The 21,230-nt window shown below is 67.2% G+C and carries 21 protein-coding genes; 10 read left to right on the top strand and 11 right to left on the bottom strand.

The window, feature by feature from the left end; translation table 11 throughout:
• Positions 1-16 precede the first annotated feature (16 nt).
• Positions 17-583 carry an SMI1/KNR4 family protein gene (locus tag G3N98_RS17820; RefSeq protein ID WP_206148795.1) on the bottom strand — a complete coding sequence of 189 codons (567 nt, stop codon included), beginning with the start codon at positions 581-583 and terminating at the stop codon, positions 17-19.
• 290 nt (positions 584-873) lie between these two features.
• On the opposite strand from G3N98_RS17820, the gene G3N98_RS17815 reads away from it, so the two are divergent.
• Both G3N98_RS17815 and G3N98_RS17810 read left to right on the top strand, forming a co-directional pair.
• Positions 874-1,197, top strand: a complete 324-nt coding sequence (locus G3N98_RS17815; protein ID WP_089498578.1) for a TfoX/Sxy family protein — start codon at positions 874-876, stop codon at positions 1,195-1,197.
• A gap of 89 nt (positions 1,198-1,286) precedes the next feature.
• The gene (locus tag G3N98_RS17810) at positions 1,287-2,198 is read left to right on the top strand and encodes a hypothetical protein (protein WP_206148794.1); all 912 of its coding nucleotides are present in this window, start codon (positions 1,287-1,289) and stop codon (positions 2,196-2,198) included.
• A 26-nt stretch (positions 2,199-2,224) separates the two neighbouring features.
• Here G3N98_RS17810 and G3N98_RS17805 read toward each other — a convergent pair whose 3' ends face one another.
• Positions 2,225-4,402: a DUF4132 domain-containing protein gene (locus tag G3N98_RS17805; protein ID WP_206148793.1), complete on the bottom strand. Its 2,178-nt coding sequence runs from the start codon at positions 4,400-4,402 to the stop codon at positions 2,225-2,227.
• Positions 4,403-5,087: 685 nt separating this feature from the next.
• Between G3N98_RS17805 and G3N98_RS17800 the strand changes: the two genes are divergently transcribed.
• Positions 5,088-6,512 (top strand): PLP-dependent aminotransferase family protein, encoded by a 1,425-nt coding sequence (locus tag G3N98_RS17800; protein ID WP_089429568.1) that lies wholly within the window; start codon positions 5,088-5,090, stop codon positions 6,510-6,512.
• A gap of 144 nt (positions 6,513-6,656) precedes the next feature.
• Here the strand turns inward: G3N98_RS17800 and moaD are convergent, their stop codons facing one another.
• The 5 genes from moaD to fdhD all read right to left on the bottom strand — a co-directional run bounded on the left by moaD (position 6,657) and on the right by fdhD (position 11,015).
• On the bottom strand, positions 6,657-6,914 hold the full coding sequence (moaD, locus tag G3N98_RS17795; RefSeq protein ID WP_089476036.1) for a molybdopterin converting factor subunit 1: 258 nt from the start codon (positions 6,912-6,914) through the stop codon (positions 6,657-6,659).
• Between the two features lie 56 nt (positions 6,915-6,970).
• Positions 6,971-7,540, bottom strand: coding sequence for a molybdenum cofactor biosynthesis protein MoaE (locus G3N98_RS17790; RefSeq protein ID WP_069249442.1), 570 nt, complete (start codon positions 7,538-7,540; stop codon positions 6,971-6,973).
• A 46-nt stretch (positions 7,541-7,586) separates the two neighbouring features.
• Positions 7,587-8,711, bottom strand: coding sequence for a GTP 3',8-cyclase MoaA (gene moaA, locus G3N98_RS17785; protein ID WP_089433620.1), 1,125 nt, complete (start codon positions 8,709-8,711; stop codon positions 7,587-7,589).
• Positions 8,712-8,922: 211 nt separating this feature from the next.
• Complete coding sequence (gene glp, locus G3N98_RS17780) at positions 8,923-10,137, bottom strand: gephyrin-like molybdotransferase Glp (RefSeq protein WP_206148792.1); 1,215 nt, start codon at positions 10,135-10,137, stop codon at positions 8,923-8,925.
• Entirely contained in the window at positions 10,137-11,015 is an 879-nt protein-coding gene (fdhD, locus tag G3N98_RS17775) for a formate dehydrogenase accessory sulfurtransferase FdhD (protein ID WP_206148791.1), read from the bottom strand. The genes glp and fdhD overlap by 1 nt, the downstream gene beginning before the upstream one ends.
• A 428-nt stretch (positions 11,016-11,443) precedes the next feature.
• Between fdhD and G3N98_RS17770 the strand changes: the two genes are divergently transcribed.
• The 4 genes from G3N98_RS17770 (at position 11,444) to G3N98_RS17755 (ending at position 15,557) form a co-directional block, all read left to right on the top strand.
• Complete coding sequence (locus G3N98_RS17770; protein WP_089476041.1) at positions 11,444-12,844, top strand: cytochrome ubiquinol oxidase subunit I; 1,401 nt, start codon at positions 11,444-11,446, stop codon at positions 12,842-12,844.
• Between the two features lie 3 nt (positions 12,845-12,847).
• A complete protein-coding gene (cydB, locus tag G3N98_RS17765; RefSeq protein ID WP_089433623.1) occupies positions 12,848-13,855 on the top strand; it encodes a cytochrome d ubiquinol oxidase subunit II in 1,008 nt (335 codons plus the stop codon).
• A 175-nt stretch (positions 13,856-14,030) separates the two neighbouring features.
• Positions 14,031-14,951, top strand: a complete 921-nt coding sequence (locus G3N98_RS17760) for a bestrophin family ion channel (RefSeq protein WP_089476043.1) — start codon at positions 14,031-14,033, stop codon at positions 14,949-14,951.
• Between the two features lie 219 nt (positions 14,952-15,170).
• On the top strand, positions 15,171-15,557 hold the full coding sequence (locus tag G3N98_RS17755) for a VOC family protein (protein ID WP_206148790.1): 387 nt from the start codon (positions 15,171-15,173) through the stop codon (positions 15,555-15,557).
• A 24-nt stretch (positions 15,558-15,581) separates the two neighbouring features.
• Here the strand turns inward: G3N98_RS17755 and G3N98_RS17750 are convergent, their stop codons facing one another.
• The gene (locus G3N98_RS17750; RefSeq protein WP_206148789.1) at positions 15,582-16,022 is read right to left on the bottom strand and encodes a nuclear transport factor 2 family protein; all 441 of its coding nucleotides are present in this window, start codon (positions 16,020-16,022) and stop codon (positions 15,582-15,584) included.
• 214 nt (positions 16,023-16,236) lie between these two features.
• On the opposite strand from G3N98_RS17750, the gene G3N98_RS17745 reads away from it, so the two are divergent.
• A complete protein-coding gene (locus tag G3N98_RS17745; RefSeq protein ID WP_206148788.1) occupies positions 16,237-16,647 on the top strand; it encodes a VOC family protein in 411 nt (136 codons plus the stop codon).
• Between the two features lie 120 nt (positions 16,648-16,767).
• Here G3N98_RS17745 and trpS read toward each other — a convergent pair whose 3' ends face one another.
• A complete protein-coding gene (gene trpS, locus G3N98_RS17740; RefSeq protein WP_206148787.1) occupies positions 16,768-17,781 on the bottom strand; it encodes a tryptophan--tRNA ligase in 1,014 nt (337 codons plus the stop codon).
• A 212-nt stretch (positions 17,782-17,993) separates the two neighbouring features.
• Positions 17,994-18,149, bottom strand: a complete 156-nt coding sequence (locus G3N98_RS17735) for a hypothetical protein (RefSeq protein ID WP_174970848.1) — start codon at positions 18,147-18,149, stop codon at positions 17,994-17,996.
• 394 nt (positions 18,150-18,543) lie between these two features.
• Between G3N98_RS17735 and G3N98_RS17730 the strand changes: the two genes are divergently transcribed.
• Positions 18,544-19,032: a DUF6396 domain-containing protein gene (locus tag G3N98_RS17730; RefSeq protein ID WP_241025955.1), complete on the top strand. Its 489-nt coding sequence runs from the start codon at positions 18,544-18,546 to the stop codon at positions 19,030-19,032.
• A gap of 223 nt (positions 19,033-19,255) precedes the next feature.
• Here G3N98_RS17730 and G3N98_RS17725 read toward each other — a convergent pair whose 3' ends face one another.
• Positions 19,256-19,543, bottom strand: a complete 288-nt coding sequence (locus tag G3N98_RS17725; RefSeq protein ID WP_206148786.1) for a hypothetical protein — start codon at positions 19,541-19,543, stop codon at positions 19,256-19,258.
• Positions 19,544-19,845: 302 nt separating this feature from the next.
• Between G3N98_RS17725 and G3N98_RS17720 the strand changes: the two genes are divergently transcribed.
• A complete protein-coding gene (locus G3N98_RS17720; protein WP_346779092.1) occupies positions 19,846-21,222 on the top strand; it encodes an NAD(P)/FAD-dependent oxidoreductase in 1,377 nt (458 codons plus the stop codon).
• The last annotated feature ends 8 nt before the right edge of the window (positions 21,223-21,230 follow it).

The raw sequence follows: 21,230 nt of genomic DNA, 5'->3' as shown, positions 1-21,230 counted from the left end.
CGTGGTCGCAGGCAGTTCAATCACCGGCCGGATCGTCACGCTCCGCCGCCACGCGGGCGAGCCATTCCGCAAAACTCGATGCGATGCGTTCGCGCTGCTCGTCGTCATGCCAGACCCGGATCACTTGCCCGACCGTGCCGCCTTCCGCTGGATCGAGGTCGACGCACAGATGATTGCCGCTGCCGTCGTGCGTGAACGGAATCCACTTGAGGTTGTACCAGTCGTCGCGGATGCCGGCGGCGGGGTCGGACGTCATGTCGTCGAAGTCGCCGCCGGAAACGAGCTTGTTCCAGATCGACCATGGCGCGCCGATCTCGTGTGCGCTCAGCATGGCATCGCCTTCGGCGAAGACGGTGTCCGGATCGGCTTGTCCGTCGTGCAGCCGGAGGCTTTCCAGCAGGTCGTCCGGCAGCGTCGTGCCCAGCGCGGCATGCAATGCGGCGATCGCGTGCTCCGGGGCCGGTCCGTTGAGTCCGCCGGGCAGGCGCGCCGGATCGGCGGCGATCCAGCCTTCGATCCGTTTCCACGATTCGCGAACGGCGGGGACGGTTGCGCCGGCAATGGATGTGTAGGGTACGTTCATCGGGTTCCTTGCAGAGATGCTTCGGGGCGCACCGCGATTCGGTGGGCTGGCCCGTGCCGCTCTCCCGGCACGTCGGCGAAGCACATTTTTTGTGAAGCGCTATTGGACGATTCACCGCGCCGTCATGCAACTGTCAGGGATATCAGGAGGGGGCGGGCGATTGCGATGGGACGTGCGTGACCTGAATGCTCACGCCGCTTTCCAACGGATGATGCCCCGCAGCGCATCCGCCAATCAGGCGGAACGGTCGGCCACCCACTGCGGTCATAAACTTTTTCAAAGGAACAGCGATGGCATCGAGTCAAGGCACAGTCGATTTCATCGTCGAGCAGATGGCGGCGGCCGGCACGGTATCGGCACGCAAGATGTTCGGCGAATACGGTATTTATTGCGACGGCAAGATGGTCGCGCTCGTCTGCGACGATCGGCTGTTCGTCAAGCCGACGGCCGAAGGCCGCGCGTTTCTGGGCACGTGCGAAGAAGGTTCGCCGTATCCGGCCGCGAAGCCGCACCTCGTCATCGCCGGCGAGCGCTGGGACGATCGCGAATGGCTGTCGGCGCTGATCCGGATCACGGCCGCGCAGTTGCCGGTGCCGGTGAAGCGGAGCCGATAACGGCGCGTTCGCATGCCATGTTGCGCTGCGGCCAGGCGTATTCTGTGACACATGTGCGCGACCATCGCGCATCCGGTGGGAGCACAAGAATGAAGACATCCGGACACCCGCGCGGCACGCGGCTTGCTCGCCGCGCCCGGCACGCGCTCGTCGCGGCCCTGTGCGTGGGCTGGAGCGCGCTGTCGTTCGGCGCGGACGATGCGGCGACACTGCTCGAGCGTTACCGCAGCCTCGGCCCGCAACTGAAGGACAACGCGTTTCACCGGCCGCTGGTCCTCGAATCGGCGGAAGCATCGTCGTCGCTGAAGGGCGACATCTACGCGGTGGTCGACTATCCGTACGCGGTCGTGAGCAGCCAGCTCGACGATCCCGCCCAGGGCCCCGCGAACTGGTGCGCGGTGCTGATCCTGCACCTGAACACGAAGTATTGCCACGCGTCGACCGGCAGCAACGGCCCGGTGCTCGACGTGAACCTCGGCCGCAAAATCCAGCAGAAGCTTCCGGACACCTACCGCGTGCAGTTCCGCTATCGCGTGGCGGCCACGACGCCCGACTATTTCCAGGTCGACCTGACCGCCGACAGCGGGCCGATGGGCACGAAGGATTACCGGATCGCGCTGGAGGCCGTGCCGGTCGGCACGTCGCGCACGTTCCTGCATCTGACGTATTCGTATGGCTTCGGCACGGTGGGCCGGATGGCGATGAAGACCTACCTCGCGACCGTCGGCAGCGAGAAGGTCGGCTTCACGACCGTCAGCGGCGGATCGGCCGCGCAGCCGCAGTACGTCGGTGGCGTGCGCGGGCTGCTGGAGCGCAACACGATGCGCTACTACCTCGCGATCGACACGTATCTGGCGACGCTCGACAAACCGCTCGACCAGCGCCTCGCGCGCTGGTTCGACGCGACCGAGCAGTATCCGCAGCAACTGCACGAGGTCGAGCGCGGCGCGTATCTGCAGATGAAAGCGCAGGAGGTGCAGCGGCAGCAGGCGGTGCGGTAGGCGGTGCCTGCTGCCGCATCGCCGCCTCAGTCGAGCAACCCCGCGACCACATCGACGATCCGCTGCAGCAGCGCTTCGTCATAAGGCAGCCACGGCACCGCGCGCAGCGGCGACGGCGGCGGTTCGATCGAAGGTTCGACGGGTTCGCCGTCGCGCGTCACGCGCCCGGTCGCGCAATGCACCGACCACGCGCCGACGCGCACATGGCGTTCGTCGAGCGTCACCCGGCCTTGCGCGATCGGTTCCGCGAACACGAGCGCGAGCACCTGCTTGCGATGCCGCGCCATCGCGCCGAGCGGCAAGTCGGACAGCCGGTGCAGGCGCTGCTCGCGCTCGTGTCGCGCGGCGCGCTGGCGCACCGGGTCCGCCGGCGTGTCGGCCGCGCGCGTCGTTTCATCGTCGAGCGCGAACGCGGCGACGCTGACGAGCAGGTCGACCGCACGCGCCACCTCCGAGAACACCACGGGATCGATTTCACCGATCGGCGCGGCCACCCAGCGCCGCTCGCGCCTGCGTTCGACGTGCAGCCGGCCCGACGTGCCCTGGCCGTCCGTGCCCGGAAAGAGCCGCGCGGCGACGCTGAAGGTCGCGCGCACGTCGCCGAACTCGCGTGCGAGGCCGTCGTCGTACGCGCGGATCGACCAGCCTTCGCGGCGTGCGACGCCGAGCAGCGGGCGGCTCGCGAGGACATGACCTTCGAACATCGCGGAATGACTGTTCGCGGTGTCTTCGTCGGCCGGCACGTAGAACTCGCGGAACGCCTGCCGAACGGGCTGCCGGATCGCACGGCCGACGATCGCGCGCTGCCACGCGAGCCGCTCGTCCGCATCGGCCAAGAGCGGATGCCAGAGCCGGATCTCGCTGTCGGCGTCGAGTTCGCACGCCGCGCCGGTGGCGTCGCGCAGAACGATCTTGCCTTTCGCGACATCGGGCATGAACGAGACCGTCGCGCCGTCCCGCGCGCGTGCGTGCCAGATCGTGCGGGTCGAGAACGCGGCGCCGGCCGGCGCATCGACGAGGCGCTCGCACCATTCGGCATGGCCGAGCGTCATCGACTGCCAGAAACCCGCTTCCATGCAGGTGGCGAGCATCGTGAGCTGCTTCTTGTCGGGCTTCGCGTCGAGCGTCATGCGCAGCGCGGTGTGCGGCCGTTCGCCGAGCGCGCGTTCGGCGGGCTTCAGGTTACGCGCGAGCTTCTTCTGCACGCCCGCGTGACGCACGGTGGCCAGCGCATCGCGCAGCGCACGCACGCTCTCGGGTGTCGGGATCGTCTCGACCGCATGGCCGAGCGCGATCGCGAGCGATTGCGACGGCGCGGTTTTCGCGGCGGTCGGCGCGACGCACACGCCGGTCAGCAGCGGCCCGATCAGCGGGGGGAGCCACGGCGCGTCGCGATAGGCCGCGACGCGCGCCGCGCGCGCGACGACCTGCGCGTCGTCGGTCGTGAACGCGCGATCGGCCTGATAGGGGACTTCGCCCGCGTGAATCGCGGCGACGTGCCGCGCGGCTTCGGTCAGCGTGTCGCGCGCGAAGTCGACGTAAGCGGGTTCTTCCGCGAGCGTGACGGCCGGATCGTCGGCGTTGAACCACAGCCGCTTCGGCGCGAAATAGCCGTCGTTCGTCGCGGCCAGCGCGAGCAGCGCGGCCGGCCCGAGTTCGGGCAGCACGTCGAGCTCGCGCACGCGCGCCGGTGAATCGGCATTCGACTGCGCATACGCATCGCGCAAGGCCGTGATGTCGCGCCGGCCGGCGAACGAATGGAGCGCATATTCGCCGTACACGGAGAGTCGTTGCAGGCCGTCGTTCTGCGGTTCGCCGAGGATGCGCGCGAGTTCGGCCTGCAGTGCGGGCGCGGGCAGCGCGTCGAGACACGACAGTTCCTGTAACGCGCGCTGCCACGCGCCGGCCGGAATGTCGCGGAACAGTTCGAGCGCGGCTTCGGCGTCGACGAGCGGCGCGAGCTCGAGTGCGTCGATCTGGGTGCGTAGCCAGCGCGCGAATTCGGCGCGCGGATCGTCGTACGCGTAGTCGTGCTGCGCGACGTGTTCCTCGGTGCGGCGCAGCGCCGGCCACACCGCGCCGAGTGCATGCGCGTCGAGCGTCGACAGGTCGAGCGGTGCGCCGGTGAAGCGCGGGTGGTCGGCGCTGCCGGTCAGTCGAGCGACGAGCTGGTCGACGATGGGCGGGCGGACGGATTCGGTCATGATGTTCGGCGGCCCTCGCGTGGCGGCATCGGATCGTCTTGGGTGGTGTTTGGCGTCAGCGCGGGCGCAGCCGCTCGACCATCTCGTGGATGACGATATGGCGGATCGCGCGCAGCAGGTGCATCTCGCCGCCGAGCGTCGCTGTGTTACGTCCCGACGGCGAAATTCAGGAAGAAACCGTGCGATCGACGAGTATTTGGCGGGCGATAGGCGGAATTGTATGAAAAACCGTGTGATCGCACAGTTTTTGTTCCCGATTTGCCCGGCAACGTGTCCCGGCACCGAGTGCACTCGTCACCGCTGTCCTGCCGTTCCGTAAAGTCACGAACCTCCGTCCGGCGTCGCGGCGTGTGATTTGCCGGCATCGCGGCCCATTTCATAAGACGTACAGTTCCCCCGCAATGCGCGATGCGTGCCGAACTGTACTCTTGTTCGCGCGAACGATGTGTGTACTCGTCGCCAACTGTTCTGCTCTTAAGATTCCACCATCAAGTGCACAGTGCCGCAGATCCAGTCGCACCGGAACCCTGTCGGCGCATCTTCAAGAGAGAGCCAGTGCGATGGAAAAGGCAAAACCGGAGGGAAAGATCAGGAATCACGACGGCCCGGGCGGCGGGCGCAACACGCGCGTATCGGACGCAAACGGCAGGGCAGCCCAGCTGCGCCGCCCGGCGGGAGGCGCGCGATGAAACTCTATGAAAAACTCGCGGACGACATCGAGCGCCTGATCCGCCAGGGCGTGTACCGGCACGGCGACCGGATTCCGTCGGTGCGGCAGGCGAGCCAGCAGCACCGGATCAGCATCACGACCGTGCTGCATGCGTATCTGTTGCTGGAAAGCCGCGGGCTGCTGGAAAGCCGCCCTCAGTCGGGCTATTTCGTGAACCTGCGGCGCGACGACAGCCATGCGCCGGTGCGCGAGCTGCGCCCGTCGAAGCCGATCGCGATCTCGTCGTCGGTCGACGTGAGCCGGCTGGTTCTGTCGACGCTGCGCTCGATCGGCACCGACGATGCGGTGCCGCTCGGCTCGCCGTACCCGGACCCGAGCCTGTTTCCGTTCGAGAAACTGAACCGCTACGCGTATGCGGCCGGCCGCGACAAGTCGTTGTGGGGCGTGACGGACGGGCTGCCGCCGGGGCATCCGCGGCTGATCCGCCAGATTGCACGCCGCTACCTGGAAAACGGGATGTCGGTGGACCCGAACGAGATCATCGTGACGGTCGGCGCGACGGAGGCGATCAACCTGTGCCTGCAGGCCGTTGCGAAACCGGGCGACACGATCGCGGTGGAATCGCCGACGTTCTACGCGATGCTGCATGCGATCGAGCGGATGGGAATGAAGGCGATCGAGGTCGCGACACATCCGGAATACGGAATCGATATCGCGGCGTTGGCCGCGATCGCGAAGTCGCAGCCGATCGCAGCGTGCATGGTGATGCCGAACTTCCAGAACCCGCTCGGCTTCCAGATGCCGGACGAGCGCAAGCGCGAGCTGGTCGAGTTCGCGACGAAGACCGGGATGCCGCTGATCGAGAATGGCGTGTACAACGAACTGTATTTCGGCGATGCGCATCCGAGTTCGTTGAAGTCGTATGACCGCAGCGGGATCGTGCTGCACTGCTCGTCGTTCTCGAAGAGCCTGACGGCCGCGTACCGGATCGGCTGGGCGCTGCCGGGCCGCTATCGTGACCAGGTCGAGAAGCTGAAATTCCTGAACACGCTTGCGACGCCGTCGTTGCCGCAGCTCGCGATCGCGGAGTTTCTCGAACGCGACGGCTACGAGCATCACCTGCGGCGCCTGCGCAAGGCGTATGCGCAGCAGGCGAACCTGATGCGCGCGATGGTGTCGCGGTTCTTCCCGGAAGGCACGCGCATCTCGAGCCCGGCGGGCGGATACGTGCTGTGGGTCGAGCTGCCGGCGCAGATCGATGCGATGCGGCTTTACCAGCTCGCGCTGGAGCAGGGGATCACGATCGGGCCCGGCTACATGTTCTCGATCACGGACAGCTACCGGAACTTCATCCGGCTGAACTACAGCAGCCCGTGGTCGCCGGAGATCGAGCAAGCCGTGATCACGGTCGGGAAGCTGGCGGCGGCGTGCATGCGGTGAGCGCGCGCGGTGTCTTGTACTTCAACGACGAAGCCGGCCCGGTGCCGGCTTCGTCATGTCGACGGCATGCCGCGGTGGCCGCGCGGAAGCCATCGCCGGCGGGGCGCTCGCAATCGCGTGCCCCGGAGGCTGGCCTGACCGAGGTTACCCGCCCGTCACCGGCGGGAAAAACGCCACCTCGCTATCCTCCCGCACGACGAATCCCCCCGTCACCATCTCGAGATTCACGGCGGCCCGCACGGGCCGGTCCATCCGCAGCGCTTCCGCGCTGCGCGCGTCGCGTGCGGCCAGCGTGTCGCGCAGCGCGTCGACGGTGAGTTCGCGCGCATCGATCTCGACGGTTTCCTCGTCGAGATCGAGTTGCTCGCGAATGCTTGCAAAGTATTTGATCGTCAGTTTCATCGCGATGTCTTGAAAGGAATCACTCGGCGGAATCGGAACATGCGCAGCGCATACGCTCAACCCCAGCGCCGCATCGCCTGGTCGTCGTGCGCTTTCGCCTCGACCCAGCCGGATACGCCGTCGTGGCGGATCTCCTTCTTCCAGAACGGCGCATGGGTCTTCAGGAAGTCCATCAGGAATTCGCACGCGTCGAACGCGGCGCCGCGATGCGCGGCGGCCACCACGACCAGCACGACCGCCTGGCCGAGCGGAATGCGCCCGACGCGATGCACGATCCTGATCGTTTCGAGTTGCCAGCGCGCGCTGGCTTCCTCGACGATGCTCCATAGCGCCTGTTCGGTCATCGTCGGATAGTGCTCGACCTCGAGCGCGATCACGTCATCGACGTCGCCTTCGTTGCGCACGACGCCGAGGAAATTCACGACCGCGCCGACATTCGGATTGCGAACGATCGGCGCAAGCTCGGCGCCGGCATCGATCGATGCGTACTGGACGCGCACTTCGAAGCCCGCCGCAATCGACGGTGGCGGTTCGGGATGCGGGTCGGTCGCGTTGTCGGGCGCGGGGCTGCCCGCGTGCAACGGATCGTCCGGCAGACCGGCACGGGATTCGGTGAAGCTCGTCATGACGATTCTCCTGTAGGCGGTGCGGCCTGGGGCGCGCGGCGGCCCCTCAGCCGCCGACCAGCGACATGCGCACGGTCGGATAGGTCTTGCCCGGCGCACGGGCAGGCCGTGCGGCCCGGCGCTCGGAATAGCGGTCGTCGCGGTGCGTCCAGCGCTCGCGCACGGCGGCGGCGAGGTCGGCGCTCGACGCTGCGTCGTCGAGCCACGGCCGCAGGTCGGTGCCTTGCGTCGCGAACAGGCACGTGTAGAGCTGCCCGTCGGCCGACACGCGGGCGCGAGAGCAGGTGCCGCAGAACGGATGCGACACGCTTGCGATGAAGCCGACCTCGCCCGCGCCGTCGATGTGCGCGCAACGGATCGCGGTCGCATCGTGCGCCGGTTCGCCGACGAGCACGAGCGGATAGTGTTCGTCGATCAGCTCGCGCATCCGCGCGGCCGGCACGACCTTGTCGCCGGACCAGAAGCTCGCGCCGCCGACGTCCATGTATTCGATGAAGCGCACGGCCACGCCGGTGTGCCGGAAGTGCCGCACGAGCGGCAGGATCTGGTCGTCGTTCGCGCCGCGCTCGATCACCGCGTTGACCTTGACCGGCGCGAGCCCGGCCGCCTGCGCGGCCTCGATGCCGGCCAGCACGCGCGACACGGGCACGTCGGTGTCGCTCATCCGGCGGAACACCGCGTCGTCGAGCGCATCGAGGCTGACCGTCACGCGCGACAGGCCCGCGTCGCGCAGCGTGCGCGCCTTCGCGGCCAGCAGCGAGCCGTTGGTCGTCAGCGCGATCTCGACGGGCTTGCCGTCGACGGTCGTCAGCGCGGCGAGACGTTCGATCAACGCTTCGAGGTTGCGGCGCAGCAGCGGCTCGCCGCCCGTGATGCGGATCTTTTCGACGCCGAGCGACGTGAACGCACGGGCGATCTTTTCGAGTTGCGCGAACGACAGCCGCTCGGACGACGGCATGAACGCATAGTCGGCGCCGAAGCTTTCGCGCGGCATGCAGTAGCCGCAGCGGAAGTTGCATTGATCGATCACGGACAGGCGCAGGTCGCGCAGCGGGCGGCCGAGCGTGTCGGTCGTGCGGGGGAAAGCGCCGGGCGATGCGCCGCCGGAAAGTGCGGCAGCGGCCGGCGCGGCGGAAACGATGGCATTCACGATCGGTTCGTCGGCCTGCAAGAAGTAAGCGGTGGGGCGTCGCCGGTCGGCCGTGCGCGTGCGGATGGGCAGGCGCACGGCGCGTGACGAGCCTCATCGTGAGGATAGTCCGCGGGGTTTTCGCGGCAGGGACACAATCGCGCCCGAATTGCAGGGATACAGTTCGCCGGCCGGCCGGCGTGGCCGGCGCGGCGGTGAAGGCCGTGAATCGGGCGGGTGAGCGGCGTCACGCTCATGCGAGCCAGTGCGCGAATTCGTAATACGGTACCGCGTCGCCGCACGCGATGCGCTGCCCGGCCGGCAGCCGCGCCAGCCCGCTCGCCTGCACGAGCGATTGCAGCGTGCCGGCGCCTTGCTGGCGCAACGTGTCGAGCGCGGGCGTGCCGTCGAGGCCGACGGTGCAGTGCACGCGCACGAAGCGTTCGCGCTGCGGATCCGGTTCGAAGTCGGCGTCGATCGGCAGCGACGGCACGATCGGCATGCGTGCGCTGCGCCCCTGCAGGCGGCGGATCAGCGGCGCGACGAACAGCGCGAACGCGGTCATCGCGGCCCCCGGATTGCCGGGCAGCAATACCACCGGCCGCGTGTCGAGCCGGGCGAGCGCAACCGGCTTGCCCGGCTTCATGCGCACGCCGGCGACGATGAACGACGCGCCGAGCGTGTCCAGCGCGGGGCGCAGCAGATCCTTGTCGCCGACCGATGCGCCACCGACGCAGATCACCAGGTCGCAACCCGCGTGCAGATCGCGCAGCGCACGATCGACGGCGGCCGCGGTGTCGGCCGCATGCAGGCGCATCGCGACTTCGGCACCGGTTCCCGAAACGAGCGCGGCGAGCATCGGCGCATTGCTGTTGTAAATCTGTTGCGGCGCACGCGGCTGCCCGCACGCGACGAGCTCGTCGCCGGTCGTCAGGAGGCCGACGCGCAGCGCCGGGCGCACGTCGACGCGCGCGAACCCCTGCGCGGCGGCCACGCCGACGTGCATCGGGCCCATGCGCACGCCGGCCGGCACGAGCCGGTCGCCGGCGAGCACTTCCTCGCCCGGGCGGCGGAGGTGCGAGCCGCTGCGCTGCGGTGCGTCGAACGCGACCCAGCCGTCCCGCTCGCGTGCGTGCTCCTGCATCACGACGGTGTCTGCGCCGGGCGGAATCACGCTGCCGGTGAAGATGCGCGCGGCCGTGCGCGGGGCCAGCGGCGCCGGCGTGTCGCCCGCGTAGCAGCGTTGCGCGACGTGCAACGGCTCGCCGTGCGCGAGATCCGCGTAACGCACGGCGTAGCCGTCCATCGCACTCTGGTCGGCCGGCGGCTGGTCGAGTACGGCGACGAGCGGCGCGGCCAGCACGTGGCCGGCGGCTTCCGCGACCGGGACGGACGTGGTGGCGCCGAGCGGCGCGAACGCACTCGCGAAATGCTGCTGCGCGGTTTCGAAATCGGTCAGGGGTTTCATCAGGAGCGCGCCGGATGCGCTTGAGCGAGCGCGGGTTGAGAGGGTTGAGAGGGCCGAGCGGCGTCGGGCGACACGTACTCGACGAAGCCGTCGTTGCGGCAGAAGCCGACCAGCCTGACGCCGGCTTCGCGGGCGACGTCGATCGCGAGCGAGGTCGGCGCCGAGATCGTCGCGATCATCGGGATGCCGACCCGCGCGGCCTTGCGCACCAGTTCGTAGCTTGCGCGGCTGGACAGGAACACGAAGCCGTCGTGCAGGTTCGCGCGGCGCCGCGCGAGCCGGCCGATCAGCTTGTCGAGCGCGTTGTGGCGGCCGACGTCCTCGAACACGTCGAGCACGTCGCCGTCGCGGTTGCACCACGCGGCCGCATGGATGCCGCCCGTCTCGCGCATCAGCGTCTGGTGGGCCGGCAACGCGCGCGCGGCCCGTTCGATCGCTGCCGCGCCGATACCGGCGGCCGTGCCGGCGGCGGCGATGCGCGGCGGGTGCAGGTCGAGCTGCGCGATGCTTTCGATCCCGCAGACGCCGCAGCCGGTGCGGCCGGCCAGCGCGCGCCGGTGCGCCTTCATCGCCATGAATGCCTGTTGCGACACGGTCAGCCGCACTTCGGCGCTGCCCGCGCGGCATTCGCTTTCGATGTCGAACACGTCCGATGCGCGCTCGACGATACCTTCGCTCAGTGCGAAGCCGAGGCCGAACACGTCGAGGTCGATCGGGGTCGCCATCATGACCGTGTGCGCAATGTCGTTGAACACGAGTGCAACCGGCGTTTCCTCGACGACGCTGTCGACGGTGTCGCGCGCTTCGCCGGCACGGTGGCGCGTCACCTGACACGCGGTGCTGCCGGTCGGCTCGTCGCGGCGGATGCAGGACTCCATGCGGTTTTCTCCAGGCGGATCGGCCGGCGGGCCGGCCGGGTCGGGCGGGTACGCCGGACCAGGGGAATCGGGAGGCTGCCGGGCGGGCGCGGCCGAAGGGGCGCGCCGTCGCTTCCGGCAGGCGTTTCATGGGATGTTAAGGGGGATGACAGGCACGCCGGATATACAGCGCTGCAGCGCCGAAAGCAGTACAGCTGACCATCCCGCAGGCACGAAATGTGTTTTCCGTGCACACATCTTCGGCGGCGTAAGCAGCACAGTTTCAACGCACGTTCGAACGATTGCGAGTATCGTTGCAAACGCGATATCGTCATTCACGCTTCGATGCCATGCGAGTGACCGTTTGTGTTCGCATGTGTTGTCGCCAAGCCGTCGCGCGATTTCCTGCTTCGAGCGTACGTCCTCACAACCACGAGCAAATTACGGTCATGGAAATCTTCGATGCGTTCCATCTCGCCCGCTTGCAATTCGCGTTCACGGTGTCGTTCCACATCGTGTTTCCCGCGATCAGCATCGGTATGGCGAGCTTCCTGGCAGTGCTGGAATGGCGCTACCTCGTCACCGGCGATGCCGCCTACAAATCCATGTTCCAGTTCTGGTCGAAGATCTTCGCGATCGGCTTCGGGATGGGCGTGGTCTCCGGCGTCGTGATGGCGTACGAGTTCGGCACCAACTGGGCCGGCTTCTCGCGCGTCGCCGGCAACATCACGGGCCCGCTCCTCACGTATGAAGTGCTGACGGCGTTCTTCCTCGAAGCCGGCTTCCTCGGCGTGATGCTGTTCGGCTGGCAGCGCGTGAGCCCCCGCGCACACTTCTTCGCGACGCTGATGGTCGCGGTCGGCACGCTGATCTCGACGTTCTGGATCCTCGCGTCGAACAGCTTCATGCAGACGCCGCAGGGCTACAAGATCGAGAACGGCCTCGTCGTGCCGGTCGACTGGTTCAAGATCGTCTTCAACCCGTCGTTCCCGTACCGTCTCGTGCACATGACGATCGCGGCGTTCATCGTCGCGGGCTTCATCGTCGCCGCGTGCGGCGCGTGGCACCTGCTCAAGGGGCGCCGCGACGAGCCGGTGAAGCGCAGCTTCTCGATGGCGCTGTGGATGCTGCTGGTGCTCGCGCCGATCCAGATCGTCGTCGGCGATGCGCACGGGCTGAACACCCGCGAATACCAGCCGGCGAAGATCGCGGCGATCGAGGGGCTGTGGGAAACCGAGAAGGGCGGCACCGCGCTGAACCTCTTCGGGTTGCCCGACATGCAGGCCGAAACCACGCGCTATGCGATCCAGGTGCCGCACCTCGGCAGCCTGATCCTCACGCACAGCTGGGACGGCGAGATTCGCGGGCTGAAGGAATTCCCGCCGCAGGACCGCCCGTATTCGCCGATCGTGTTCTGGACGTTCCGGATCATGGCGGGCCTCGGGATGCTGATGCTGCTCACCGCGCTGCTCGGGCTGCTGCTGAGAAAGGGCGGGCGCCTGTATGAAACGCGCTGGTTCCAGTGGTTCGTGGTGGCGATGGGGCCGTCGGGCATCCTCGCGCTGCTGGCCGGCTGGATCACCACCGAGGTCGGGCGGCAGCCCTGGACCGTGTACGGCGTGCTGCGCACCGTCGATTCGGTCGCGCCGCTCAGCGCGCAGCAGGTCGGCGTGTCGCTGCTGATCTTCGTGGTCGTGTATTTCCTGGTGTTCGGAACGGGTATCTATTACATGATGAAACTGATGAAGCGCGGGCCGGCTGCCCAGGCCGGGTATATCGAGCTGCACCGGCATCCGGGGCTGCGCAAGAGCGCGCTGTCCACGCCGCTGAACGTCACCGAAGCGGAGTAAGCCATGCACATCGATCTTCCTGTCATTTGGGCCGCGATCATCGGCCTCGGCGTATTCATCTACGTGATGCTGGACGGCTTCGATCTCGGCATCGGCCTGCTGTTTCCGTTCTTCGACGCGAAGGCCGAGCGCCAGGTGATGCTCGACACCGTCGCACCGGTGTGGGACGGCAACGAGACGTTCCTGGTGCTCGGCGGCGCGGGGCTCTACGGCGCGTTCCCGGTCGTGTATTCGACGCTGCTGCCGGCGAACTACCTGCCGCTGGTGCTGATGCTGGTCGGGCTGATCTTCCGCGGGGCGGCGTTCGAGCTGCGCGCGAAGGCCACGCGCACGCAACACATGTGGGATCTCGCGTTCATCGGCGGCTCGGCGCTGGCCGCGTTCTGCCAGGGGATCGTGCTCGGTTCGCTGCTGCAGGGCATCAAGATCGAGAACAACCAGTTCGCGGGCGGGCCGTTCGACTGGCTGTCGCCGTTCAGCCTGCTGTGCGGGATCGGCGTGCTCGTCACGTATGCGACGCTCGGCTGCGGCTGGCTGATCCTGAAGGTCGACGGCGAACTGCAGCGCAAGATGCGGTTGCTGATGAAGCCGCTCGCGGGCGTGCTGCTCGCCGTGATGGGCGTGGTCAGCCTGTGGACCGTGATCGGGCTGCCGGCCGTCGCGCATCGCTGGTTCGGCAGCGGCAACCTCGGCTGGTTCCTGCCGGTGCCGGTGCTGGTCGTCGCCTGCGTGTGGGGCATCTTCCACACCGTGAAGCGCGAGCACGAGGCCACGCCGTTCCTGCTGACGCTCGCGCTCGTGTTCCTCGGCTACACGGGGCTCGTGATCAGCATCTGGCCGAACATCGTGCCGCCGTCGCTGTCGATCTGGGACGCGTCGTCGAGCCACTCGAGCCAGCTGTTCGCGCTCGTCGGCACCGTGATCGTGCTGCCGATCATCCTCGTGTACAACGCGATGCAGTACCGCGTGTTCCGCGGCAAGGTGCGCGAGGGCGATATCGGCTATCACTGAGCGGCCATCACTGAACGCCGCATGATGTGACGGGCAGGGCGGGCGCGGGCGTATCATCACGCGCAGCGCGTTGCCCGCCCCGGCCTTCACCCGACAGCGGCCCGCCACGCGCGGGCCGTTGCGCATCGGGCGCCGGCGCGCCGTTTGATGCATTCCCTGCAGTCGAGAAAACACCATGATCGTCCGACCACAACAAAACTGGCTCAGGATGCTGTTCGTCTGGAACGGCTCCGTGCTGCAATCGATCATTCCGCAGCTCGTGTTCATGGCGGTCGTCAGCACGCTGGCGGTCTTCACGAACGGGCGCATCTTCGGCGAGAAGATCCCCCTCAACACCGCGCCGTTCACGCTGTTCGGGCTCGCGCTCGCGATCTTTCTCGGCTTTCGCAACAGCGCGAGCTTCGAGCGTTTCAAGGAGGCGCGGCATCTGTGGGGCAACCTGCTGATCGCGGCGCGTACGCTGACGTCGCAGTTCAATCGCTACCTGCCCGACAGCGTGAGCGACGCCGAGCGCAACCGGCTCGCCGACCTGCTGATCGCGCTCACCTATGCGCTCAAGCATCAGCTTCGTCATACCGATCCGACCGCGGACCTGCAGCGCATTCTCGGTGCGGAACGCACGGCCGAGCTGGGCGGCAAATGCTTCAAGCCCGTCGCGATCCTCGACGAGCTGCGCGGCGGCATCGTCCGTGCGTTGGGCCGTGCGCCCGGCAGCGATGCGACCTGCTGGATGTTCGAGACGCAGCTCGACGAGGTCGGCAAATCGGTCGGTGGTTGCGAACGCATCCTGTCGACGCCGATTCCGTTCTCGTACAGCGTGCTGCTGCATCGCACCGTGTATGCGTATTGCGTGCTGCTGCCGTTCGGCCTCGTCGATTCGACGGAGTTCTTCACGCCGCTGATCTGCGTGTTCATCTCGTACACGCTGATCGCGCTCGAAGCGATCGCGAGCGAGGTGGCCGAGCCGTTCGGCCTCGCGCCGAACGCGCTGGCGCTCGATGCGATGACGCGCACGATCGAGCGGTCGGTGCTCGAACTGGGCGACCGCCCGCTGCCGGAGGAATTCGTGCCGGCGTCGACGTACCAGATCACGTAAGCGGTGGCACGTCGCGGCGCTGTGTCGATTTCGGGCCGGCGTCGGGCGGCAAGGTCGGGCAGGTCGTGCGTTTCCCGCACGATCCCGACCGCGATGCGGTGATCGCCGACGACTTCGACGGCTACCTGCGCACGCTGATCGATAACGATTATGTGTTTGTCATCGATTTCGGCGAAGAATAGTGGCAGGGCGGTGACTGCCGCGACAGGAGCGATTGACATGCGAATCTACGTGACGAGTATCTTCGTCGACGACCAGGACACGGCGTTGACGTTCTATACCGACAAGCTCGGGTTCAAGCTGAAGAACAACGTGCCGGTGGGCGAGACCCGCTGGCTGACGGTAGTGTCGAAGGATCAGCCGGACGGCACCGAGCTGCTGCTCGAGCCGAGCAACCATCGCGCGGTCGGGCCTTACAAGCAGGCGCTGTACGAGGACGGCATTCCGGCGGCATCGTTCCAGGTCGACGATCTCGATGCGGAGTTCGCGCGGCTCACGGATCTCGGTGTCCGCTTCACGCTGGAGCCGATGGATGCGGGGCCCGTGCGCGTCGCGATGATCGACGATACGTGCGGGAACCTGATTCAACTGATGCAGATGAAGTGACGCCATGCGCCGCGCGCGGGGCGCTCAGCGCACCGCGACCGCCGGCGCATCGTGCATCCAGCTGCGCTCCTGCGTGCGGCGGTGGATGCGCCACCCGCATTCGGTACGCACCAGCAGGTCGCGATACCAGAGCCCGACGAAGCACACGCGCTCGTCGCCGGCGTCATCGATCGTGATCATCATCGCCTGGCCGGCCGTTCGCGCGGTCGCCGCGTCGCCGTCGACGGTCAGCAGCGACGTCGAGATCGTGTGCTGCGTGCCGCGCATCGCCGACGTCACTTGTTCCAGATAGGCGGAAATCTCCGCACGGCTGCCGGCCGGGCCGCCGAAGGCCGTGTAATCGAGCGTCGCGTTGGCCGCGAAGAGACGCTCGAATTCGTGCCAGTCGTGGCGGTCGACGGCGTGGCAATAGCGGGTCAGCAGATCCTGGATCTCCATCCGGTCGATCGTTTCCTGGGGCGTCATGGTGTCGTGGGGAGGTGGATGACGGGGAAACGATAGCGGGGCGGGCGGGACGCGGCATCGGCGGAGTGGACTAAGGGCCGGCCCGCCGTCGGCGTGAACGAGATCGCCCGTGACGGTGCCGGGTGTTCACGTATCGCCCACGGACGGTAGGGGGACTTCCATGAAAGATGCCGTGCTCGGGTAGACTCGTGTGCCCATCGACGGAGGAGAGGCGATGCAATTGCTCGATCACGTGTCAATCAGCGTGCCGGATATCGACCTGGCGCGCCCGTTCTACGATGCCATCATGGCCGCGCTCGGCGCAGCCAAGGTCTATGACCGGCCGACCGCGCTCGGCTATGGCGAACGTTGCCATGCGAACGACACCGCATCGACGTTTCTGGCGGTCTATCTGGATCCCGCTGAAATCGGCGCGAGCAAGCGGCACTGGTGCTTCAAGGCCGCGAGCCGCGAGCAGGTGGATGCGTTTTTCGAGGCCGGCCTGGCGACGGGCGGGCAGTCCGACGGTGAACCCGGCTTGCGGCCGCGTTACCACGGCGACTACTACGGCGCGTTTCTCGTCGACCCGGCCGGCAATCGGGTCGAGGCGGTGTGCCATGCGTCCGTGCCGGCGAGCGCATCGTGATGAGGTTGCGGTTGCGTCAACGCTTGCTTGCGCGTGTGACTCGGCGGTGAACGCCGCGCGCCGGCCGGATTTCGTCCGGCGGCGCGCGGAGCGCACTCGCATGCTCGCCGCCTGCGTTGCTCAATCGAAGTAGTTCAACCCCATCGCGCCCTTCACCTCGGCGAGCGTCGCGCCGGCCACGTCCCGCGCGTGCATCGTGCCGCGCTTCAGGATCGCCATCACTTCGGCCTTGTCGGCCTCGAATTCGCGACGGCGCGCGCGGATCGGCTCGATCAACGCCTGCAGTCGCTCGTTCAGCACGCGCTTGACGACGCTGTCGCCGAGCCCGCCGCGACGGTAGTGCGCCTTCAGCTCGTCGACCTTCTGCACGTCAGGTTCGAACGCATCGAGGAACGTGAACACGACGTTGCCCTCGACCTGGCCGGGATCGCTCACGCGCAGGTGGTTCGGGTCCGTGTACATGTCCTTCACGGCCTGCGTGATCTCGTCCGGCGTCGAGCCGAGCGTGATCGCGTTGCCGAGCGACTTGCTCATCTTCGCCTTGCCGTCGATCCCCGGCAGCCGCGTGACCGCCGACAGCACGGCCTCGCATTCGACCAGCACCGGCTGTTCGACGGTCGCGTTGAAGCGGCGCACGAGTTCGTTGGTCTGCTCGATCATCGGCAACTGGTCGTCGCCGACCGGCACGTGTGTCGCCTTGAACGCGGTGATGTCGGCCGCCTGGCTCACCGGGTAGGTCAGGAAGCCGGCCGGGATGTCACGCTCGAAACCGCGCAGGCGGATCTCTTCCTTGATGGTCGGATTGCGTTCGAGACGCGCGACTGTAACGAGATTCAGCAGGTATTGCGACAGTTCGGCGAGTTCGGGCACCTGCGACTGCACGACGATCGTCGAGATCGCCGGATCGATGCCGACCGCGAGATAGTCGAGCGCGACTTCGATCACGTTCTCGGTGACGCGCTGGCGGCGGCCCATGTTGTCGGTCAGCGCCTGCGTGTCGGCGAGCAGCAGGAACTGCTTCGCTTCGTGCTGCATCTGCACGCGCGCGCGCAGCGAGCCGATGTAGTGGCCGAGGTGCAGCGGGCCGGTCGTGCGGTCGCCGGTGAGGATGGTCGGTCGGGCGGGGTGGGTCATGTTGGTCGTGGCTCCAGGTTATCGAAGCCGCCAGCCATGGTGTCTGCGCAGAAACGCAAATGCCGCCATCGCTGGCGGCATCACGTTTGGGACATGCAAAAGGAAACGGGCCGCCTGGGTCAGGCGCGCCACCAGCAATGCACGTTCGGCGAGGCGGGTCGGGTTTCCATTGCGTGAGTATAGCGTAGTGCGGGGACGGATGGCCGGGCGCGTCAGCGGATCACCGACTCCATCGCGAGGTACGCGGTTTCGGCCGACGGCCACAGCAGGTACAGCAGGCCGGCCATCAGCAGCAGCGCGCCGGCGCGCGCCAGCGGCGTGCGGTCTTTGTGCTGCGGGGGGCGGGGGGGCTGCTTCGAGTTCTTCATGCTTTCAGACTTGCCGGCGCGAAAGGCGCCGCTCCAACGGTTGCTGCAACGGGTCGCGCGGGGCGATGCCGGGGTGTTGCGGGGTTCAACGGGGGCTGTGGGGCACCGCGTTGCCTAGGGTGGACGGCACGGATGGCGGGTCGAGGTCCATTAAAAGGGATCGATCGGGTATCCTGTGCTCGCTTTCCATGCCGAGGCGACCGGCATCCTACCAGTTTGGCGATGTGTGCATAGTCAAGAATTGTCGGGAGGCGTGCGGCCGGCAGCGGTACCTCCGACTCGCGGCGGTTCACAACGCTTGCGGTACGACATGGACGGGATGGGCATAAAACAGGATGCCAGCCGCGCCTAAGCATTCTGGCAATTGGCCGCCGATAAGGGCAGTCCGAGTGCGATGGCGTATCTGGGTGGCAAGATGGACGCGCTCTACGACGACCCCAAGGCGGGGTTCTGGGGCAACCGCAGGATCGCACTCCAGATGCTTGAATGTGCGGTCGCGCAGGGCAACGGGCGTGCGGCGTATGTGTTGGGAACGACGATCGCGGGCGATCGAGCCGAGTTGGGCGAGAACAACGAACGTGCGCTCAAGACGTTGCATGCGGGCGTGAAATTCGGTAGCGCCGAGAGTGCGGGATGGTTGAGTGCGTCGTTTGGCAAGGGGGACGCGCTGGTTGGCCATGTCAAGGATGAAGCCCGCGCCGAGCGCTACGGTGTCCTTGCCGATCGCCTGGAACGCGACCCTGACCTGCGTCTGCCGAACCTGGACAAGGTGGTGCCTCTGCCGCCCGCCAAACTGCCCAAGTGGGACGGCAACAAGGAGACGTTGATCGACGCGGCGAAGGCGGTGACGCCGGCAGCGAGTACACGCCTACTTTCGATGTGACGGCGTGGAAGGTCCCGGGGATGCAGTTGATCAGGCAGTCATGCCACTGCGCATTTTCAAAAAGAGACGCGGCCATCTCTTGTCAGACGAGGCCGCGTTCAAGCTGATCTGGAAAAGTGTGATGACGCGGTTTGCGCTCATTTACCGGAGCGCTTTGGCATCGGAATCCGGGTTTTAACCCGCGTCACACGGAAGTCGCGCGTACTCCACGCGGCGGTCGTCACTATTCACGATGCTCGTGCTCATGTTCATGCTCGCGCCACGGATCACAATCGCGCGGATGACGATGCCTCCACTCGTCGCGTTCCCAGTAGCGATGGCCGTCCCAGTAGCGGTCACCGTGCATGCCGATCTCGACCGATACACCGGCCTCCGGGGCGCGCTCTCGCTCCTCGACCCTCGGTTGCGGTGCACCGTAGCCTTGCGCGAAGGCCGTGCTGGTCGCGGCGAGTGCCCCGCCTGCCACGAGGGTCGCCAGAATGCGACGCGTTGCAATTGTCAGGGGTTTCATCGAGCCGTCCTCCATTGATTGCCGACCACGACTCACGCGCATGATTCGTTCCCGTATGGCGCGGCAGATGCCTCGCTCGCCATGTCGACCTGCCGCCGCGTCACCTCGCAGCGAGTGCCGACCCGGCGTCGGAACGCATGATGTCTCCGTCCGGAGGTATCCCTGATCCCCCAGCTTTTTTCTCGTCAACAACCACAAAAAACATCATTTCGCCTACGCCTGGCTGTCAGCAGAATGTCTCCATTCCAACTCACGCGACAGCCCGAACGTCGCGCCGAGCCGCACTTCCGAAGGAGACAGCCGTGGCAGTCGAAACAACCTCAATCGATACGCTCGTCGTCGGCGCCGGTCAGGCCGGCGTGGCCATGAGCGAGCACCTGGGCAAGCTGGGCGTACCGCATCTCGTGCTGGAGCGCAGCCGCATCGCCGAGCGCTGGCGCACCGGGCGCTGGGATTCACTGGTCGCGAACGGCCCCGCATGGCACGACCGCTTCCCCGGCCTCGAATTCGACGGCCTCGATCCCGATGCGTTCGCAACGAAAGACCAGGTCGCCGACTACTTCGAAGCGTATGCGCGCAAGTTCAACGCGCCGATCCGCACCGGCGTCGAGGTGAAGCAGGTCGTGCGCAATGCCGGCAAGCCGGGTTTCATCGTCGAGACGTCCGACGGCACGATCGAGGCGAACCGCGTGGTCGTCGCGACCGGGCCGTTCCAGCGCCCGGTGATTCCGCCGATCGCGCCGGACGACGCGCGCCTCGTGCAGATTCATTCCGCCGACTATCGCAACCCGGCGCAGCTTCCGGAAGGGGCGGTGCTGGTGGTCGGCGCGGGGTCGTCGGGCGTGCAGATCGCCGACGAGCTGCAACGCGCGGGCCGGCAGGTCTATCTGTCGGTCGGCCCGCACGACCGGCCGCCGCGTGCGTATCGCGGCCGCGATTTCTGCTGGTGGCTCGGCGTGCTCGGCGAATGGGACAAGGAAGTCGCGACGCCCGGCCGCGAACACGTGACGATCGCGGTGAGCGGCGCGCGCGGCGGCCACACGGTGGATTTCCGCAAGCTCGCGAACCAGGGTGTGACGCTCGTCGGGCTGACGAAGTCGTTCGACGGCGGCGTGGCCGTGTTCGAACGCGATCTGGCGATCAATCTCGCACGCGGTGACGAGAACTACCTGTCGCTGCTCGACGCGGCCGACGCCTATGCGGCGCGCAACGGCCTCGACCTGCCGGAAGAGCCGGAAGCCCGCCGCATCCTGCCGAACCCCGATTGCGTCGCGCATCCGATCCTCGCGCTCGACCTTGCCGGCGCGGGCGTGACGTCGATCATCTGGGCGACCGGCTACGCGGTCGACTACGGCTGGCTGAAGGTCGACGCGTTCGCCGACAACGGCAAGCCGCAACACCAGCGCGGCGTGTCGAAGGAGCCGGGCATCTATTTCCTCGGGCTGCCGTGGCTGTCGCGGCGCGGCTCCAGCTTCATCTGGGGCGTGTGGCACGACGCGCGGCACATCGCCGACCACATCGCGATCCAGCGCACCTACCTCGAGTACCACGACGCATCGCAGCGCCGCTCGACCGCGCACGCGGAACAGGACGGCGCCGCGCCGCACGCCGACACGCAGCCGCACGCCGATACGCAACCGCTCGCCGATACGCAACCGCTCGCCGACGCGGTGAACTGACCGAACCC

The organism is Burkholderia sp. Tr-20390 (genome assembly GCF_017104595.1).
GTDB lineage: Bacteria > Pseudomonadota > Gammaproteobacteria > Burkholderiales > Burkholderiaceae > Burkholderia.
This window is presented reverse-complemented; position numbering and strand designations above follow the sequence as displayed.

Bases quoted from the DNA above. Each gene is read 5' to 3' on its own strand.
- G3N98_RS17820 (WP_206148795.1), bottom strand. From the start codon at position 583: ATGAACGTACCCTACACATCCATTGCCGGCGCAACCGTCCCCGCCGTT.
- G3N98_RS17815 (WP_089498578.1), top strand. From the start codon at position 874: ATGGCATCGAGTCAAGGCACAGTCGATTTCATCGTCGAGCAGATGGCG.
- G3N98_RS17810 (WP_206148794.1), top strand. From the start codon at position 1,287: ATGAAGACATCCGGACACCCGCGCGGCACGCGGCTTGCTCGCCGCGCC.
- G3N98_RS17805 (WP_206148793.1), bottom strand. From the start codon at position 4,402: ATGACCGAATCCGTCCGCCCGCCCATCGTCGACCAGCTCGTCGCTCGA.
- G3N98_RS17800 (WP_089429568.1), top strand. From the start codon at position 5,088: ATGAAACTCTATGAAAAACTCGCGGACGACATCGAGCGCCTGATCCGC.
- moaD (WP_089476036.1), bottom strand. From the start codon at position 6,914: ATGAAACTGACGATCAAATACTTTGCAAGCATTCGCGAGCAACTCGAT.
- G3N98_RS17790 (WP_069249442.1), bottom strand. From the start codon at position 7,540: ATGACGAGCTTCACCGAATCCCGTGCCGGTCTGCCGGACGATCCGTTG.
- glp (WP_206148792.1), bottom strand. From the start codon at position 10,137: ATGAAACCCCTGACCGATTTCGAAACCGCGCAGCAGCATTTCGCGAGT.
- fdhD (WP_206148791.1), bottom strand. From the start codon at position 11,015: ATGGAGTCCTGCATCCGCCGCGACGAGCCGACCGGCAGCACCGCGTGT.
- G3N98_RS17770 (WP_089476041.1), top strand. From the start codon at position 11,444: ATGGAAATCTTCGATGCGTTCCATCTCGCCCGCTTGCAATTCGCGTTC.
- cydB (WP_089433623.1), top strand. From the start codon at position 12,848: ATGCACATCGATCTTCCTGTCATTTGGGCCGCGATCATCGGCCTCGGC.
- G3N98_RS17760 (WP_089476043.1), top strand. From the start codon at position 14,031: ATGATCGTCCGACCACAACAAAACTGGCTCAGGATGCTGTTCGTCTGG.
- G3N98_RS17755 (WP_206148790.1), top strand. From the start codon at position 15,171: ATGCGAATCTACGTGACGAGTATCTTCGTCGACGACCAGGACACGGCG.
- G3N98_RS17750 (WP_206148789.1), bottom strand. From the start codon at position 16,022: ATGACGCCCCAGGAAACGATCGACCGGATGGAGATCCAGGATCTGCTG.
- G3N98_RS17745 (WP_206148788.1), top strand. From the start codon at position 16,237: ATGCAATTGCTCGATCACGTGTCAATCAGCGTGCCGGATATCGACCTG.
- trpS (WP_206148787.1), bottom strand. From the start codon at position 17,781: ATGACCCACCCCGCCCGACCGACCATCCTCACCGGCGACCGCACGACC.
- G3N98_RS17735 (WP_174970848.1), bottom strand. From the start codon at position 18,149: ATGAAGAACTCGAAGCAGCCCCCCCGCCCCCCGCAGCACAAAGACCGC.
- G3N98_RS17730 (WP_241025955.1), top strand. From the start codon at position 18,544: ATGGCGTATCTGGGTGGCAAGATGGACGCGCTCTACGACGACCCCAAG.
- G3N98_RS17725 (WP_206148786.1), bottom strand. From the start codon at position 19,543: ATGAAACCCCTGACAATTGCAACGCGTCGCATTCTGGCGACCCTCGTG.